Annotated in this window: 14 protein-coding genes; 9 read left to right on the top strand and 5 right to left on the bottom strand. The window is 38.7% G+C overall.

Going from position 1 to position 16,552, the window contains the following annotated elements; translation table 11 throughout:
• Nucleotides 1–38: 38 nt before the first annotated feature.
• Nucleotides 39–1,031 carry a DMT family transporter gene (locus CY0110_RS15200; protein WP_008276358.1) on the bottom strand — a complete coding sequence of 331 codons (993 nt, stop codon included), beginning with the start codon at nucleotides 1,029–1,031 and terminating at the stop codon, nucleotides 39–41.
• Between the two features lie 295 nt (nucleotides 1,032–1,326).
• Between CY0110_RS15200 and CY0110_RS15195 the strand changes: the two genes are divergently transcribed.
• The 9 genes from CY0110_RS15195 to rpsJ all read left to right on the top strand — a co-directional run bounded on the left by CY0110_RS15195 (nucleotide 1,327) and on the right by rpsJ (nucleotide 12,392).
• Nucleotides 1,327–3,402 carry a hypothetical protein gene (locus CY0110_RS15195; RefSeq protein ID WP_008276357.1) on the top strand — a complete coding sequence of 692 codons (2,076 nt, stop codon included), beginning with the start codon at nucleotides 1,327–1,329 and terminating at the stop codon, nucleotides 3,400–3,402.
• A gap of 306 nt (nucleotides 3,403–3,708) precedes the next feature.
• On the top strand, nucleotides 3,709–5,121 hold the full coding sequence (locus tag CY0110_RS15190; protein ID WP_408605576.1) for a PP2C family protein-serine/threonine phosphatase: 1,413 nt from the start codon (nucleotides 3,709–3,711) through the stop codon (nucleotides 5,119–5,121).
• Nucleotides 5,122–5,481: 360 nt separating this feature from the next.
• A complete protein-coding gene (gene argH, locus CY0110_RS15180; RefSeq protein ID WP_008276353.1) occupies nucleotides 5,482–6,870 on the top strand; it encodes an argininosuccinate lyase in 1,389 nt (462 codons plus the stop codon).
• A 76-nt stretch (nucleotides 6,871–6,946) separates the two neighbouring features.
• Nucleotides 6,947–7,279: a HesB/IscA family protein gene (locus tag CY0110_RS15175; RefSeq protein ID WP_008276352.1), complete on the top strand. Its 333-nt coding sequence runs from the start codon at nucleotides 6,947–6,949 to the stop codon at nucleotides 7,277–7,279.
• A 110-nt stretch (nucleotides 7,280–7,389) separates the two neighbouring features.
• Nucleotides 7,390–7,764, top strand: coding sequence for a 30S ribosomal protein S12 (gene rpsL, locus CY0110_RS15170; RefSeq protein WP_007310088.1), 375 nt, complete (start codon nucleotides 7,390–7,392; stop codon nucleotides 7,762–7,764).
• A 134-nt stretch (nucleotides 7,765–7,898) separates the two neighbouring features.
• Nucleotides 7,899–8,369: a 30S ribosomal protein S7 gene (gene rpsG, locus CY0110_RS15165; RefSeq protein WP_008276351.1), complete on the top strand. Its 471-nt coding sequence runs from the start codon at nucleotides 7,899–7,901 to the stop codon at nucleotides 8,367–8,369.
• 160 nt (nucleotides 8,370–8,529) lie between these two features.
• A complete protein-coding gene (gene fusA / locus CY0110_RS15160; RefSeq protein ID WP_035799555.1) occupies nucleotides 8,530–10,623 on the top strand; it encodes an elongation factor G in 2,094 nt (697 codons plus the stop codon).
• Nucleotides 10,624–10,741: 118 nt separating this feature from the next.
• On the top strand, nucleotides 10,742–11,971 hold the full coding sequence (gene tuf / locus CY0110_RS15155; RefSeq protein WP_008276349.1) for an elongation factor Tu: 1,230 nt from the start codon (nucleotides 10,742–10,744) through the stop codon (nucleotides 11,969–11,971).
• 103 nt (nucleotides 11,972–12,074) lie between these two features.
• Nucleotides 12,075–12,392, top strand: coding sequence for a 30S ribosomal protein S10 (rpsJ, locus tag CY0110_RS15150; RefSeq protein ID WP_007304701.1), 318 nt, complete (start codon nucleotides 12,075–12,077; stop codon nucleotides 12,390–12,392).
• 171 nt (nucleotides 12,393–12,563) lie between these two features.
• On the opposite strand, the gene CY0110_RS15145 is transcribed toward rpsJ, so the two are convergent.
• From CY0110_RS15145 to CY0110_RS15130, 4 genes are all read right to left on the bottom strand, one after another.
• Nucleotides 12,564–14,090: an IS5-like element ISCysp16 family transposase gene (locus tag CY0110_RS15145; protein WP_008276347.1), complete on the bottom strand. Its 1,527-nt coding sequence runs from the start codon at nucleotides 14,088–14,090 to the stop codon at nucleotides 12,564–12,566.
• 282 nt (nucleotides 14,091–14,372) lie between these two features.
• The gene (locus CY0110_RS15140) at nucleotides 14,373–14,789 is read right to left on the bottom strand and encodes a phosphomannose isomerase type II C-terminal cupin domain (protein ID WP_008276346.1); all 417 of its coding nucleotides are present in this window, start codon (nucleotides 14,787–14,789) and stop codon (nucleotides 14,373–14,375) included.
• Between the two features lie 132 nt (nucleotides 14,790–14,921).
• Nucleotides 14,922–16,130 carry a NupC/NupG family nucleoside CNT transporter gene (locus CY0110_RS15135; RefSeq protein ID WP_008276345.1) on the bottom strand — a complete coding sequence of 403 codons (1,209 nt, stop codon included), beginning with the start codon at nucleotides 16,128–16,130 and terminating at the stop codon, nucleotides 14,922–14,924.
• A 33-nt stretch (nucleotides 16,131–16,163) separates the two neighbouring features.
• Nucleotides 16,164–16,523, bottom strand: a complete 360-nt coding sequence (locus CY0110_RS15130; protein ID WP_008276344.1) for a DUF952 domain-containing protein — start codon at nucleotides 16,521–16,523, stop codon at nucleotides 16,164–16,166.
• Nucleotides 16,524–16,552: the final 29 nt, after the last annotated feature.

Below are 16,552 nucleotides of genomic sequence, written 5' to 3'. Positions count from 1 at the left end.
ATGGAAATAAGACGGAGTAACCAAGATTATATCTGCTTCTAATGTTCTTTAGAAAGCACTAAAAACTTGACACGAAGATAATGCAATTGTTTTCCGATAATTTCCCTTTGGTTAATTAAATAAATACTGATTAATGTCAAACTCACACCAATCCATTGCCATGATGTAAGAACTTCATTTAAAAACAAATTACCAAAACTCAAAGCAAAAACAGGAGTCAAAAAAGTTAAAGAACTTAAACTCGTCAAATTTCCTTTAGACGCTAAATAGAAGAAAATTCCGTAAGCGATCGCACTACCAAAAACAGTAGAATATCCTAAAGACAACCAACCTTGTAAATTAATATTTGCCCACTGATTAGACTCCCAAATTCCAGACATAAAAAACAACGGAATTCCTCCTAAAATCATGTGCCAACCGGTGGCAACAACAGGATCAGCATGACGACTCACATAACGAATACAGACAGTTCCTACTGCCATAGAAAGGGAAGCTAATAACATTAGTAATTCTCCACTATTCAATAGGTCTAAAGCATTAAATGTGATAGAAATCGTTTGACTATACAATAAATCGTCAAACCACTGTTTCGGCAGTCCAATTAAACTGATCCCAAAAATACCAAAACCTAAACCAATCCAGCCCCAAAATCCAATAATTTCACTAAATAACCAACAAGATAGTAAAGCAACTATCAAGGGTTGTGAATCGATAATAACCGACCCTAAACCAGCCCCTGTCTCTGTTAACCCGGCAGCCAAAAATCCCTGAAACATCGCTCCGTCTAATAAAGCAAAAAGACTAATCCACAACCAAGCTTTAATCCCTTGTGGCTGAGGCCGTTTTAACAACCATGACACCAGTAACACGAGAATGCCCGCAGGAACTAAACGAATTCCTGCCATAAAAAATGGGGTTGTTTGGGATAAAACCCCCTTCATTGCAACCATTGCAGTTCCCCAGAGAAAAAATGGGGCAATCAGTAACAGAGAAGATTTTAAAGACCTAGAACGATTCAGGGTTAAGTTCATAGACTAAACATTGTATTAAGATTGTTAACTCTATCTTAACGAATTGTTGAGTTTTATTAAGGTTGAACCCCTTGATCTCATTAACCTTTCTTTATAACTGTGAAAAGATTTCTAACAAAATTGGGATAGTGTTGAGTTAATTGAGGATGATGGAAATAGTCGGTAAGGCAGGAAAAGTTTGGTTTCAGGATTGCCAGAAAGCAAGAATAGCCTTAAGTTAGAGTGCCTTGTTAATTAAGGCGGGTCTTCTGGGAATATTAAGCATAACCAAACCCAAATTTTGGAGATAAATTTTATGGAAATTGGTATTGCAATCGTTATAAGTTTATTGGTTGGCGCGATCGCCACTTATTTTTTAAGCGCTTCTGGGGCTAAGCGTAAGCTACAAAGCACAGAAAGTAAATTAGAACGGACACAAAACGCTTTAACACAAGCAGAAACACAACTAGAAGAATTACAAGGTGTTCCGACTCAACTTCAACAAGTCGAACAAATGTATCAAAGTAAACTCCAAGATATTGAGGAAAAAAATCTAGCTCAACAGGAAGAATTAACCGAAGCTCACCAAACAATTGCAGAATTACAATCTTTAGCCTCTCGTGTGCAAGAAGTCCAACAGATAGAAACTAAAATTGAAGAAACTGAACAGTTTTATCAAGGTAAGATTCAAGAAATTGAGCAAAATTATCAAGCTAAAATTCAAGAATTAGAAGACAAGATTGCTAATTCTCAGAATTTAGAAGAAACACAACAACAAATTCAACAAATAGAACAAGCGTATCAAACGCAAATCCAAGAATTACAACAAAGTCATCAACAAGCGATCGCTGATTTAGAAAACACTCATCAACATCAGCAACAAGAAATAGAACAAGCTCATCAAACTCAAATTCAAGAGATTGAATCTGCTTATCAAGCTCAAATTATAGAACTGCAACAATCTCATGAAGAAGAGATCCAAGTCTTACAACAACAGGTAGTTGTACCAACATCTTCTGAGATCACAACTGATGAAACAGTTACCGCAGAAGTTGAGGAATTAAATGGCGTTGCCATAGGAGTAGCTGCTTTTGACGAATTCCCTAATAAAGAAGAATTTAATATAGAAGAAGAACAAACTCAACAATTATTCTCTGAAGAAGAAGTAATTGACAATAAATTGGACGTTGATGAATTTTCTTCAGATACAGAAGATACTATAGGAGAACTAAGTCAGTTTGAAGATGATACTGACAACTTCTTAAACGAATTAAATGAAGACAACAACGATGATTCGACAGAAGAACTAAGTCAGTTTGAAGATGATACTGATAACTTCTTAAACGAATTAAATGAAGACAACAACGATGATTCGGCAGAAGAACTAAGTCAGTTTGAAGATGATACTGATAACTTCTTAAACGAATTAAATGAAGACAGTAACGATGATTCGGCAGAAGAACTAAGTCAGTTTGAAGATGATACTGATAACTTCTTAAACGAATTAAATGAAGACAACAACGATGATTCGACAGAAGAACTAAGTCAGTTTGAAGATGATACTGATAACTTCTTAAACGAATTAAATGAAGACAACAACGATGATTCGACAGAAGAACTAAGTCAGTTTGAAGATGATACTGATAACTTCTTAAACGAATTAAATGAAGACAACAACGATGATTCAACAGAAGAACTAAGTCAGTTTGAAGATGATACTGATAACTTCTTAAACGAATTAAATGAAGACAACAACGATGATTCGACAGAAGAATTAAGTCAGTTTGAAAATGATACTGATAACTTCTTAAACGAATTAAATGAAGACAACACCGATGATTCGACAGAAGAATTAAGTCCTTTTAAGGAAACTGTTGCTAACGATACTAATCACCATGCAAATGTAGAATTATCATCTACTTTTCTGGAAGAAAATACTGCAAATTCTATCTTCGATGATAATAACGATGAAGAAACTGAAGTATTAAATAATTTGTTCGTAGAAGAAACAAACAATGGCGATCAAGACTTTTTAGAAATGATGCCAACCTCCGAAGAACAATCCTATCCTTCAGACGAAACCATTGCTAGTAACGATAGTGATCCCTTAGCAGATATTTTCGAGTCCGATAGGGAAAATGAGCAATCTGATCCCGATGATCCATTCGCTGAACTTTTAGGGGATGGAACCGAAACCCCTGATGACGAATTTTTAAACTTATTACAAGCTGATGAAAATGTCACAAGTGAATCCTCTGACTTATTTGACCAAGAAAAAGACACCGAATGGAACAATATGTTTGAGGATACTAGCGTAGAAAATGGCAATGGAGACAATCCTTTTCTAATTGAAGAAATGATGGAAGTATCTAAAACGCAGACTTCTCCTTAAAATATTTGCCCATAAAATTCTGTGGATGGAGGCTTAGTTAAATCAAGCCTCCATTTTTTTGACTCGAAAAGATAAAATTTCTACAGAAATACCTTGGCAAATTTGCCAATTAACGTTAATATTAACCAGCCCTGATTCGAGTAAGGAATTTTTAAACCTGGGAACTTGGTACTTGGTTAACCCCAATCCGTCTAACCTGCTATGCTCTGAACCATAGGCAAACGATCAATCCTCTTGAAAACCTCAGGGTCTAGGATAGAGAAAATCATTATTGGTTGTCAATCAATGTCCTCATCTCCTGATATCATGACTGCTGTGTCAATTAAACAACAGCCTCCCTCTAAAATGCACGGGACTATAGGTCAAACATCAACCGAGTCTACACCAGTATTCGCTTTAAAAGAACTGGTCGCTAGTTTGTACCGAGAACAAAATAAAGTTCAAAACTTATTGAGTTCTCTGGGGTTTGCTCTACGAAGTTTTAATAATCTCAATCAATTTTTAGAATTGACCCCGTTGATGGCAGCAAGAGTCACCGATGCTGACGGCAGTGCCTTGATGTTATCAAAACATCAAAACGATGTTTCCTTGGAACAATTGCATTGTCAAGATCATCAAATGGCTCAAGAAATTCGAGGAGTCATCAACAGTATTATTGATCAAACCAATAATCAACAAGCCACACCAGAATTATCCCTCTGTTTAGATGAGAAAATTCGTCAAGCATTAGGAAAGAAAATTCGTCTTTATAGTACCCCGATTTTAGTTAAAAACGTCGAAAGAGGGCGAATTTATGTATTTAGCAATGATCCTGAATATGTATGGACTCAAACTAGACGAAAATTGCTGCAATTAGTCGCTGATCAAACCTCAGTAGCCATCGCTAACAACGAATTGACAGTTGAATTACGTTCAAAAGAAAGACAAGATCGAGAACTAGAAATTGCTTCAGAAATTCAGCTACGGTTATTACCCCGTCAATGTCCTGTCATTGACGGCATAGAATTGGCCGCCCGTTGTCAAACGGCTAACCGAGTGGGAGGAGATTATTACGATTTTATTCCCACTAACTATGATCAATTACGTCAAGATCAAGAAATTAAACGAGGAGACCCAGCCACTTCCGTTCCTTGGAGTATTGTTATCGGAGATGTCATGGGAAAAGGCGTCCCTGCTGGCTTAATTATGACTATGACCAGAGGAATGTTACGAGCAGAAGTGTTAAACCGTCATTCCCCTGCTCGCATCCTACAACATCTCAATCGCGTTATGTACGCTGATTTAGATAATTCTCACCGATTTGTTACCTTATTTTATTCTGAATACGATCCCCAAAGCAAAATGCTGTCCTATAGTAATGCAGCACATAATCCTCCTTTACTATGGCAAACAGCAACCCAAACCATTGAAAAACTCGATACTGATGGGATGTTAATCGGATTAGATCCCAATTCTCAATACGAAGACGGGCAAACCAAACTTGCTGAAGGAGATACCATCCTATACTATACTGATGGCTTCACCGATGCCATGAATCAGAAAGGTCAACGCTTTGATGAAGAAAATCTTATCAAAGTCTTTAAAGAGGGATGTCAACGCTATGATAGTCCTCAAGACATTCTTGATTACCTGTTTCAGCAAATTAAAGCATTTATTGGCTCAGAACATAATAACAGTGATGATATGACTTTAATTGTGATACGGGTAAAATCAACTTAATGAGAGACTAGAAAATCTAAAAAAACCGCCAGTCTGGGTGTCTTAAACGATTAAATATCTAAGGCTGTTTTATGCTCTTGTTTGAACCTACAATTCACTTTAATTGGCTCCATTTCTCTTTGGGATCAGATCCTTTATCATTATTTCATAATTCCTGGATCGAGTTTAGTCACTTGTTTGCCCAAAAAATAGAAGATCCACAGATAATCGAAAAAATGCAGAAATCTTGGAGGAATTTTATTGAGTCTGGTCAAGTTTGGGCTTTAGGCATTGGTTTTGTTTTGGGATATATCTTCCGAACATTTACTTCTTAATAGACATTAAAGTTAAGTTTATTCTTATTGTTGACAAGGGTTAACCGTGACACAAAAAAAAACTTGGAGCGATCGCTTTGAAGGTAGTTTACACCCTGCGATTGTTGAATTCAATGCTAGTATTACCTTCGATATTGAACTGATTGAATATGATTTAACGGGATCAATTGCCCATGCTAAAATGTTGGCTAAAACAGGCATTATTAGCGAATCAGAAGCACAAACATTAGTCAAGGGGTTAGAACAAATTCGCCAAGAGCATCGAGATGGCAATTTTAACCCAGACATTGATCAAGAAGATGTTCACTTTGCCGTAGAAAGACGTTTAACGGAATTAGTCGGCGATGTGGGTAAAAAACTGCACACGGCGCGATCGCGAAACGATCAAGTAGGAACTGATATCCGTCTCTATCTTAGAGATCAAATTCAACAAATACGCAGCCAAATTAAAGCATTTCAACAAGTATTATTAAACCATGCTCAAGGCAATGTTGAAACGCTGATTCCTGGTTATACCCATCTACAACGGGCGCAACCCATTAGTCTTGCTCACCATCTTTTAGCTTACTTCCAAATGGCCCAGCGAGACTGGGAACGCTTAGGAGAAATCTATACCAGAACCAATGTTTCTCCTTTAGGCTGTGGGGCTTTAGCTGGTACTACCTTTCCTATTGATCGCCATTATAGTGCAGAATTATTAGGCTTCAGCGATGTTTATGGTAATAGTCTAGACGGAGTGAGCGATCGCGACTTTGCTATCGAATTTCTCAATGCAGCCAGTTTAATTATGGTGCATCTCAGTCGTTTGAGCGAAGAGATGATTCTCTGGGCTTCTCAAGAGTTCGGTTTTATCAGTTTAACCGATAGTTGTGCCACTGGATCGAGTATTATGCCCCAAAAGAAAAATCCTGACGTCCCTGAGTTAGTTAGAGGGAAAGCAGGGCGTGTTTTTGGACATTTACAGGGGATGTTAGTGCTGATGAAAGGATTACCCCTAGCTTATAATAAAGACCTCCAGGAAGACAAAGAAGCTATCTTTGACGGGGTGAAAACTGTTAAAGGATCTTTAGAAGCGATGACGGTGTTATTAGGAGAAGGGATCACGTTTCGCAAAGAAAGATTAAGTGAAGCAGTGGCCGAAGACTTTTCTAATGCGACGGATGTGGCTGATTATTTAGCAGCAAAAGGAGTTCCTTTCCGCGAGGCTTACAATTTAGTAGGAAAAGTAGTAAAAACCAGCTTAGCGTCAGGAAAATTGTTAAAAGATTTAACCTTAGAAGAATGGCACGCTTTACATCCTAACTTTGAAGCAGATATCTATGAGGCGATCACCCCTAAACAAGTGGTAGCAGCTCGTAATAGTTACGGTGGTACAGGGTTTGAACAGATTCATCAAGCCATTGAAAGGGCAAAAAAACAGCTTGAGTTATCTTAGATATGGTTAGAGTGATGAGTAGTGTGCTTGTTATCTTACAATTAATACTTGATAGATTATCATTGCCAAAGTATGTATGGTCGAACTAACATCCGCAGCCATTAAAGAAATCAAACGAATGCAAAATAGTCGTCAAAAACCTAATAGTTACTTTCGTTTAGGGGTTAAACCAGGGGGGTGTGGCGGACTATATTATACATTTGATTTATCTGAAAATAAAGAAAGTAGCGATCACCTTCACACCATAGAAGACATTTCCCTACTGATCGATGAACAAAGTTTAAACTATTTATCAGACTTACGGTTAGACTATGCAGAAGACTTAATGGGAGGAGGCTTTCGCTTTCATAACCCCTTAATTACTACCTCCTGTCGTTGTGGTTTATCCTTTACCATTAAGGAAACTTAAAGCCTGTGGTTAATCATGTTGACACAGCATAGTATATATTGGTATGATGAGAATTTGTCAGCGATTTTATAGAATCGAAAAGCTCTGACAGTCTTGTTATACGTGAAATTATGCCAACCATCCAACAATTAATTCGGAGCGAACGCTCCAAAGCCAAAAAGAAAACAAAATCTCCTGCCCTCAAGCAGTGTCCCCAACGTCGCGGTGTATGCACGAGAGTATATACTACTACCCCGAAAAAACCCAACTCAGCTTTAAGAAAAGTAGCCAGGGTTCGTTTAACTTCAGGATTTGAAGTAACTGCTTACATCCCTGGAATTGGTCATAACTTGCAAGAACACTCTGTGGTATTAATTCGCGGAGGAAGGGTAAAAGATTTACCTGGAGTGCGTTATCATATCATTCGGGGAACCCTAGATGCTCAAGGGGTAAAAGATCGCAAACAAGGCCGTTCTAAATACGGAACCAAAAAACCAAAAGAGTAAGATCAATACTTGAAATAAGCAATATTTAGGGATTATTCTGAACCTTGAAAATTACAAACAGCCCGAATGTGGTGGTTTGATAAACAAAATAGTAAAGTCTGTAATGTCAACTTAGTACAAAGGAAACAGTCACTATGTCTCGCCGAGGAAACATCAAAAGAAAACCCGTTCCCCCCGACCCCATTTATAATAGTTGTTTATTGAATATGACCATTCGCCGGGTCATGAAAAGCGGAAAAAAATCCGTAGCTGCTGGCATTGTTTATGATGCAATGACCATGATCAAAGAACGCACAGGGGAAGAACCCCTAGAAGTGTTTGAAAGAGCGATGAAAAACTTGACCCCCTTAGTCGAGGTCAAAGCCAGGAGGGTCGGTGGAGCCACTTATCAAGTTCCGATGGAAGTCCGTCCTGCCAGAGGTACAACCTTAGCCCTACGCTGGTTAATCCGTTATTCTCGCATCAGAGGCGGACGCAGCATGGCTAGTAAGCTTGCCAACGAAATCATGGACGCAGCTAACGAAACAGGAGCAGCCATGAAGAAACGGGATGAAACCCATCGTATGGCAGACGCAAACAAAGCCTTCGCTCACTACCGTTACTAAAATAAGACGGTTATCTGAATCAATACTTAAAGGTAACTTCCTAGGTTTCTAGGGATTTAGGCTCAATTGTTGCAAAGAAAAGTATAGAATTGTAAATAGTGTAAACTTATAAACGGCCTTAAGGCAGAAAAACAGCCAGGCAAAGCATAAGGAGGTAGCTGTGGCACGGAATATCCCCCTAGAGAGGGTGCGAAATATTGGCATTGCTGCCCACATTGATGCGGGCAAAACAACGACCACAGAACGCATTCTCTTCTACACAGGAATCGCATACAAACTCGGTGAAGTCCACGAAGGGACAGCAACCATGGATTGGATGGCCCAAGAACAAGAACGGGGCATCACCATTACAGCAGCAGCCATTAGTACCAGTTGGCTTGATCAGCGAATCAACATTATTGATACTCCTGGTCACGTAGACTTCACTATCGAAGTTGAACGCTCGATGCGAGTATTAGATGGTGTAATCGCCGTATTTTGTTCCGTGGGTGGAGTGCAACCACAGTCAGAGACGGTATGGCGACAAGCCAACCGTTATCAAGTACCTCGTATTGCCTTTGTCAATAAAATGGATCGCACTGGGGCTAACTTCTTCAAGGTGTATCAACAAATCCGCGATCGCCTTAAAGCCAATGCCGTCCCCATTCAAATCCCCATTGGCACAGAAAGCGAATTTCGTGGCATTGTGGATTTAGTGAGGATGCGGGCGAAAATCTATCAAGATGACTTAGGAAAAAACATCGAAGATACAGAAATCCCAGATGAATACCTAGAACAGGCAAAAGAATACCGTGCCAAACTTATCGAAGCGATCGCAGAAATCGATGAAACCCTCTTAGAAAAGTACCTAGAAGGGGAAGAAATTACCGAAGCAGAGATTAAACAGGGACTCCGAAAAGGAACCTTAGATAAGACTATTATCCCCATGTTGTGCGGTTCTGCATTTAAAAACAAAGGAGTCCAACTATTGTTAGATGCGGTAGTGGACTACTTACCTTCCCCTCTTGATGTTCCTCCGATCACAGGGTTACTAAAAGATGGGTCAGAAGATACCCGAAAAGCAGACGATGAAGAGCCTTTCTCTGCTTTGGCCTTTAAGATTGCCTCAGATCCCTATGGCCGTTTAACCTTTATGCGAGTCTATTCTGGTGTCTTGGAAAAAGGTAATTATGTTTATAATGCCACCCAAGAGCAAAAAGAGCGAATTTCTCGCTTAATTGTTCTTAAATCGAATGATCGCATCGAAGTAGACGAACTAAGAGCAGGAGACTTAGGGGCTGCCATTGGTCTAAGAAATACCATTACAGGAGATACCTTATGTGATGAAAAACATCCCATTCTCCTAGAATCCTTGTATATTCCAGAACCAGTGATCTCCGTGGCCGTTGAACCCAAAACCAAGCAAGACATGGAAAAACTCTCCAAAGCCTTGCAAGCCTTATCAGACGAAGATCCCACCTTCAAAGTAAGTGTTGATCCCGAAACCAACCAAACTGTCATCGCAGGAATGGGGGAACTTCACTTAGAAATTTTAGTGGATCGGATGTTGCGAGAATATAAAGTCGAAGCCACCGTCGGTCAACCCCAAGTGGCTTATCGAGAAAGCATTCGCAAAGCCAGCGAAGCGGAAGGCAAATATATTCGTCAAAGTGGCGGAAAAGGTCAATATGGTCACGTGGTCATTGAACTAGAACCCGCTGAAGCAGGAAGCGGTTTTGAATTCATCTCCAAAATTGTCGGGGGAACGATTCCTAAAGAATTTATTTCTCCGGCCGAGCAAGGGATGAAAGAAGCCTGTAATTCAGGGATTATTGCAGGTTATCCCCTCATTGATGTTAAAGTCACCCTAGTAGATGGTTCTTTCCATGACGTTGACTCTTCTGAAATGGCCTTTAAAATTGCAGGCTCAATGGCCATTCGCAACGCGGTCAAAAAAGCCTCACCCGTTCTCCTCGAACCCATGATGAAAGTTGAAGTAGAAGTCCCAGAAGATTTCTTAGGAGATGTGATCGGGGATCTCAACGCTCGTCGAGGGAATATCGAGGGGATGAACACCGACGACGGACTTGCCAAGATTTCTGCTGACGTTCCGCTAGCAGAAATGTTTGGTTACGCGACCGATATCCGGTCAAAAACCCAAGGACGAGGGATTTTCTCGATGGAATTTAGCCATTATGCAGAAGTCCCCCGTAATGTCGCAGAAGCGATAGTCCTGAAAAACACAGGGAACGCCTACACCTACGACAGTGAATGAATATGAGAAATCAGTGCATAGTCACCCATTGATAGTGGATAATAGACTATTGGTAACTGATGACGCACAAAACATCACTGCTTAGAATAAAGAAGACAAAAAAAGGAACAATTAATTCATGGCACGCGCAAAATTTGAACGGACTAAACCTCACGTTAACATCGGTACTATCGGTCACGTTGACCATGGTAAAACAACCTTAACTGCTGCTATTACCATGACTTTAGCAGCAGCCGGTAGTGCAAAAGCTCGTAACTACGAAGACATTGATGCTGCCCCCGAAGAAAAAGCACGGGGTATCACCATCAATACCGCTCACGTTGAATACGAAACTCCTAACCGTCACTATGCTCACGTGGACTGTCCTGGCCACGCTGACTATGTGAAAAACATGATCACAGGAGCAGCCCAAATGGACGGCGGTATCTTAGTGGTATCTGCTGCTGATGGCCCTATGCCTCAAACCCGTGAGCATATTCTCTTAGCCAAACAGGTTGGGGTTCCTAGTCTGGTGGTTTTCCTAAATAAAGAAGACCAAGTTGATGACGAAGAACTCTTAGAACTGGTTGAACTCGAAGTACGGGAACTCCTCAGTGAGTACGATTTTCCTGGGGATGATATTCCCATCGTGACCGGATCTGCTTTAATGGCTGTAGAAGCGCTTAAAGAAAATCCCAAACTTGCCCCAGGGGAAAACCCATGGACTGACAAAATCCTCAAACTCATGGAAGAAGTGGATGGTAATATCCCTGAACCTGAACGGGAAGTCGATAAGCCTTTCTTGATGGCAGTGGAAGACGTATTCTCCATCTCTGGTCGAGGTACAGTTGCTACCGGACGGATTGAACGGGGTAAAGTAAAAGTTGGCGAAACCATCGAGATTGTAGGTATCCGAGACACTCGCAGTACCACAGTCACCGGGGTAGAAATGTTCCAGAAAACCCTTGACGAAGGTATGGCAGGGGATAACGTGGGGATACTCTTACGGGGTATCAAAAAAGAAGATATTGAACGGGGTATGGTTATTGCTAAGCCCGGATCTATCACCCCTCATACTCAGTTTGAAGGAGAAGTTTACGTTCTCACCAAAGAAGAAGGTGGTCGTCATACTCCTTTCTTTAAGAACTATCGTCCTCAGTTCTATGTAAGAACTACCGACGTAACCGGAACCATCCAAGACTACACTGCTGATGATGGTAGCGCAGTGGAAATGGTCATGCCTGGCGATCGCATTAAAATGACAGTGGAGTTAATCAATCCTATTGCCATTGAACAAGGAATGCGTTTTGCTATCCGTGAAGGTGGCCGTACTATCGGTGCCGGTGTTGTTTCTAAAATTCTTAAGTAGGACAACCAAACAATGAATAAGTGACCAGTTAAGCCAAATTTAACTGGTCACTTAATTTTCCCAACCCATGACGTAAATTTCTGAACCTTGACAATTAAACATTATGGCAACTCTAGCACAACAAAAAATCCGCATCCGTTTAAAAGCATTTGATCGTCGTTTATTAGACACTTCCTGTGAAAAAATTGTCGATACAGCTAACCGTACCGACGCAACGGCTATCGGTCCCATTCCTTTACCGACAAAAAGACGTATTTACTGTGTACTGCGATCGCCCCACGTTGATAAAGACTCACGGGAACACTTTGAAACCAGAACTCATAGACGCATTATTGATATTTATCAACCGTCTTCTAAAACCATTGATGCTTTGATGAAATTAGATTTACCTGCTGGTGTGGAAATCGAAGTGAAACTTTAATTTGTATAAACTACGTCTAATCGCTACGCCTACTTCAGCGTAGCGATTAGACGTAGACTATCCAAACGGACTTTGTACTCTACTAAGTCTTGTCGTGTAGAATATGAGTAATAAAAGTTGACCTTCATCATGTCATCTATTTAGGGTTTGCTGAAAAAGTTTCTCCAAAATTTATGCGGCCAAAAGCCGATAATTTCCCTGCCAATTAATAATTTTTCTTTCTATAAATTTGCTATAAATATAATTTTCATTAATATAATTGTGGTTGAATAGTTCATCAGTTTTAATATTAATGAATAACCACAAATAAAGCGACAAAAACTGCCGAAGCAGTCTGGAAAGATTGACAACTAGAAAGGTAATGGCAATAGAAGTTTCTGAGGTTTCAGGGAGTTTAGTCATGACGAGATTCAAGCTAAACGAAGATTTAGCTTGTCCAAATTTTCCCTCAATAGCATTTCGGAAACTTTCGTCTGAGCGAGCTTGTTTCTTCTCTTCTTCACTGACATTTTTCGGAGGTCTTCCTAACTTCGGACCACTAATTCTTATTCCTCTCTCTTTACACCAATTTCTATTTTCTCTAGTTCTATAAATTTTATCAACATGAACAGATTCGGGATAATAGCCAAACATTTCTCTATACTTTTCTACTTGTTCTTTTAAATGACAAGATTCATTTAAGTTTTCCCAACTTATTCGGTCTAAAAATACATAATTATCCACACAGCTAACCGAGAGCTTAGCTCCAAACTCTATTGGTTTTCCTGCTTTTCCTCTGACTATAGGACGAATATGGGGTTGAGTTAAACTTACAATTCTTTGGGGAACACTCTGGGTTTTATTCTCCCACATTACTCGTTGTTGTTTATAAACTTTTTTGATAGTTTCTAGAAGATTTTGCTGTCTTTTACTCAGATTTTTGAGGGAAGCCCCAGCTTGATTCAAGTCTTCTATATGTCCTAGATTGTTCTTAACGTATTTCAACTGTTTTTCTATAGCTTTTCTCCTTTCTTGATAAGAAACTTTTCCTTTTTTAGCTACCTTTAAATATTCTTTTCTGGCAATGTGTCTAGAAATTCTCGGTTTTTTCCTCAGTTTTCCTCTTAAAGCTTTATAAAGATTGTCTATTATTCTTTCTGTCTCAATTCTAGCTTGATTTAATATTCCTAAATCTGTCGGATATTTTATATCGGCCGGCGCACAAGTTTCATCTAGTATTAGTTTACCTCGATTTTTTAGTTTTTTTCCTTTTTCTTGGGGTAAATCCTTTTTTTTTATTTCTTTATCAAGCTTTTCTTTCTCTTTTTTCACTATTTCTTTATTTATTTTATTCACCAAATCTACATCAATCCTTTTCCTAAAATGAACTAGCATTGAAGCTTCCACTGGTGGCTCTTGTTGATAACAATTTAAACCTATAAAGTATTGTAGATAAGGATTTTCTCTAATCTGTTCTATTGTTTCTCTATCACTTGTTCCTAACTTTTCCTTAATAATTAATATCCCTAATGCCATTCTAAATGGTTTAGCTGGCGCACCTTTTTCTGCTGAAAAAAGTTTAGCATATTCTTCTTCAAAATCATCCCAAGGTATTAGTTCTGCCATGATTACCCAACGATTACTTGGGGATAATTTTCCCTCGAAGGGCAATTCAAAATTTTCTGGGGCGGGTGAAGGCTGCTCCTCTTTTCGATACATTTGTTCTTGACTAACAACTGCAAGGTATCCCTACCAATTTTAGCGGTTTTTAGCTGCACTAGCTGATCTTTTTTTGTCATCGAATATGAGTGTAACCTTTTGATAACAAGGGTTACACTCATATTCAGCAAACCCTATTTAATGCTGGTTCTAGCCCAAGTTGAATCAAACCTTTTCTCACCCTTTTTTAGATAAAAAAACACAAAAAATCTGCCTAATTAATTTTAGCGAATCAGACAGATAATTTATGATTGTGTATGACTAATTGACAGCAAAATTTCACTATTTATGACGGGAATAATCATCCTGGAAGCGAATAATATCATCTTCCCCTAAATATTCACCGTTTTGCACTTCAATAAGGATAAGTTTAATCACGCCTGGATTTTCCAGACGGTGAGAGGTACACTGAGGGACATAAGTGGATTGATTCGCTCCTAAAATCTCTTGTTTATCCCCACAAGTTACCTTAGCGGTTCCAGAAACAACGATCCAGTGTTCGCTGCGGTGGTGGTGCATTTGTAGGCTAAGACGATGACCAGGATTAACTTCAATCCGTTTGATCTTATAACCAGGCCCTTCTTCTAGGGTGGTAAAGGAACCCCAAGGACGCATTTCCGTTGCTGCAACGCCTGTATGAGCAACAGAAAAAGGTATAGAAGTAACTTCACTTTTTTTATTTTCTTTAGCTTGAACCATAATATTATTCCTCTAACTATACAAAAGCTAAATTTAAAAAGACTAAACCAACTGTGCAACACGATAACACAGATTATTGAAAATGGCTGTGATCTGAAGACATTTAGATTACCTTAAAAACTTAAAGAAATATTACAACAAAAATCCGGCAATACAAGCGGTCATAAAACAAGCAAGTGAGCCAGCTATCATGGTTCTTAGACCTAATTTAGCCAAGTCTTGTTGACGGTTAGGGGCGATCGCACTCATTCCTCCGATTTGAATTCCAATGGTTCCTAAGTTAGAAAACCCACACAAGGCGTAGGTTGCAATGATTTGACTACGGGGGGAAATAGTTTGATTGTCAATTAATGTTTTGAGATCAAGATAAGCAATAAATTCATTTAAGATTGTTTTTTTACCTAATAAAATCCCTACTTGTAAGCAATCTTCCCAAGGAACTCCCATTAACCAAGCCACGGGAGCAAGTACATAAGAAAAAATCAATTCTAGGGATAGGTTAGATAGTCCTAACAGTTGCCCAATAGCTCCTAAAATACCATTTACCAAGGCAACTAATGCCAAAATAGCGATTAACATAGCTCCTATATTTAATGCTAATTTTAGCCCTTCTAACGCTCCGTTTGTTGCTGCGTCAATGGCGTTTACATAAGGGCTTTCTATATGAAGATTTACCTTTGTTTTGCATTCAGATTTATCAGTTTCTGGATACATAATTTTGGAGATAGCTAAGGCAGCCGGCGCAGACATGACTGAGGCAGAAATTAAATGAATTGGAGAAATTCCCATAGCAATATAAGCAGCCATTACACCCCCGGCAATGGTAGCAAATCCGCCGGTCATAATAGTGTGTAATTCTGACAAAGTGAGGGATTCTATATAAGGTTTAATTATTAAAGGGGCTTCAGTACAACCTACAAAAATATTAGAGGCACAACTTAAGGTTTCGGGTCCTGATGTTTTCATCGTACGCATCATGATACGACTTATAAAAGTAACCACATGGGGTAAAATTTTGTAATGGTAAAGGATTGCTATAAATGAAGCAAAAAAGATAATAGTTGGTAAGACTTTAAAAGCAAGAAAATGCTCTTCAAAAGAGTCTCCAAAAACAAACTTTGCTCCTACATCTGAGTAATCTAAAAATGTTTTTACCAGATTTCCTAACCACTCAAAAATAGCTAAACCGATAGAAGTTTTTAAAATAAAAAATGCAAGAATAAATTGCAAGCCAAATCCCCAAGTAACTGTACTCCAGCGTATAGCTAAACGTTCATAAGAAATCAGATAAGCGAATCCAATAAAAACAATTAAGCCCAATAAAGAAATGAAATGACCCATAGTTTTTTGTAAAAATATAATTTTACTTAATTATTAAAAAACATATTCAAATAAACCTCGATTATTTTTACATAAATAGGTAATTTTTTCAACAGCATCTAAATTAATTACTCCATAGATATGAGGAAATTTCTCAGTATTATTAATGTTATGGTGCATATTGGGATTAGGATGGACAGGAGATTCCCATTTTAGTTCAGATAATAATTTATCTGGATTTATTTTTAGTACAATCAATTGGTCGTGGTTTGAATAAAATGTATTAGCAATAATGATAATTTGGGATTGAGTTGAGCAGTGAATAAATCCTTCTTTTTTCAGAGAATCGCACTGATATTCATGATTTAATTTGTATTTATCCCAAGCTTCAATAGTTGTGATGTGAAAGATCATTATATTTTTAAATCCTTAATGACTAACTA

This window comes from Crocosphaera chwakensis CCY0110, assembly GCF_000169335.1.
In the GTDB taxonomy this organism is placed as follows: domain Bacteria; phylum Cyanobacteriota; class Cyanobacteriia; order Cyanobacteriales; family Microcystaceae; genus Crocosphaera; species Crocosphaera chwakensis.
This window is presented reverse-complemented; position numbering and strand designations above follow the sequence as displayed.

Coding starts and splice junctions, on each gene's coding strand:
- CY0110_RS15200 (WP_008276358.1), bottom strand. CDS start 1,031: ATGAACTTAACCCTGAATCGTTCTAGGTCTTTAAAATCTTCTCTGTTA.
- CY0110_RS15195 (WP_008276357.1), top strand. CDS start 1,327: ATGGAAATTGGTATTGCAATCGTTATAAGTTTATTGGTTGGCGCGATC.
- CY0110_RS15190 (WP_408605576.1), top strand. CDS start 3,709: ATGACTGCTGTGTCAATTAAACAACAGCCTCCCTCTAAAATGCACGGG.
- CY0110_RS15175 (WP_008276352.1), top strand. CDS start 6,947: ATGGTCGAACTAACATCCGCAGCCATTAAAGAAATCAAACGAATGCAA.
- rpsL (WP_007310088.1), top strand. CDS start 7,390: ATGCCAACCATCCAACAATTAATTCGGAGCGAACGCTCCAAAGCCAAA.
- rpsG (WP_008276351.1), top strand. CDS start 7,899: ATGTCTCGCCGAGGAAACATCAAAAGAAAACCCGTTCCCCCCGACCCC.
- tuf (WP_008276349.1), top strand. CDS start 10,742: ATGGCACGCGCAAAATTTGAACGGACTAAACCTCACGTTAACATCGGT.
- rpsJ (WP_007304701.1), top strand. CDS start 12,075: ATGGCAACTCTAGCACAACAAAAAATCCGCATCCGTTTAAAAGCATTT.
- CY0110_RS15145 (WP_008276347.1), bottom strand. CDS start 14,090: ATGTATCGAAAAGAGGAGCAGCCTTCACCCGCCCCAGAAAATTTTGAA.
- CY0110_RS15140 (WP_008276346.1), bottom strand. CDS start 14,789: ATGGTTCAAGCTAAAGAAAATAAAAAAAGTGAAGTTACTTCTATACCT.
- CY0110_RS15135 (WP_008276345.1), bottom strand. CDS start 16,130: ATGGGTCATTTCATTTCTTTATTGGGCTTAATTGTTTTTATTGGATTC.
- CY0110_RS15130 (WP_008276344.1), bottom strand. CDS start 16,523: ATGATCTTTCACATCACAACTATTGAAGCTTGGGATAAATACAAATTA.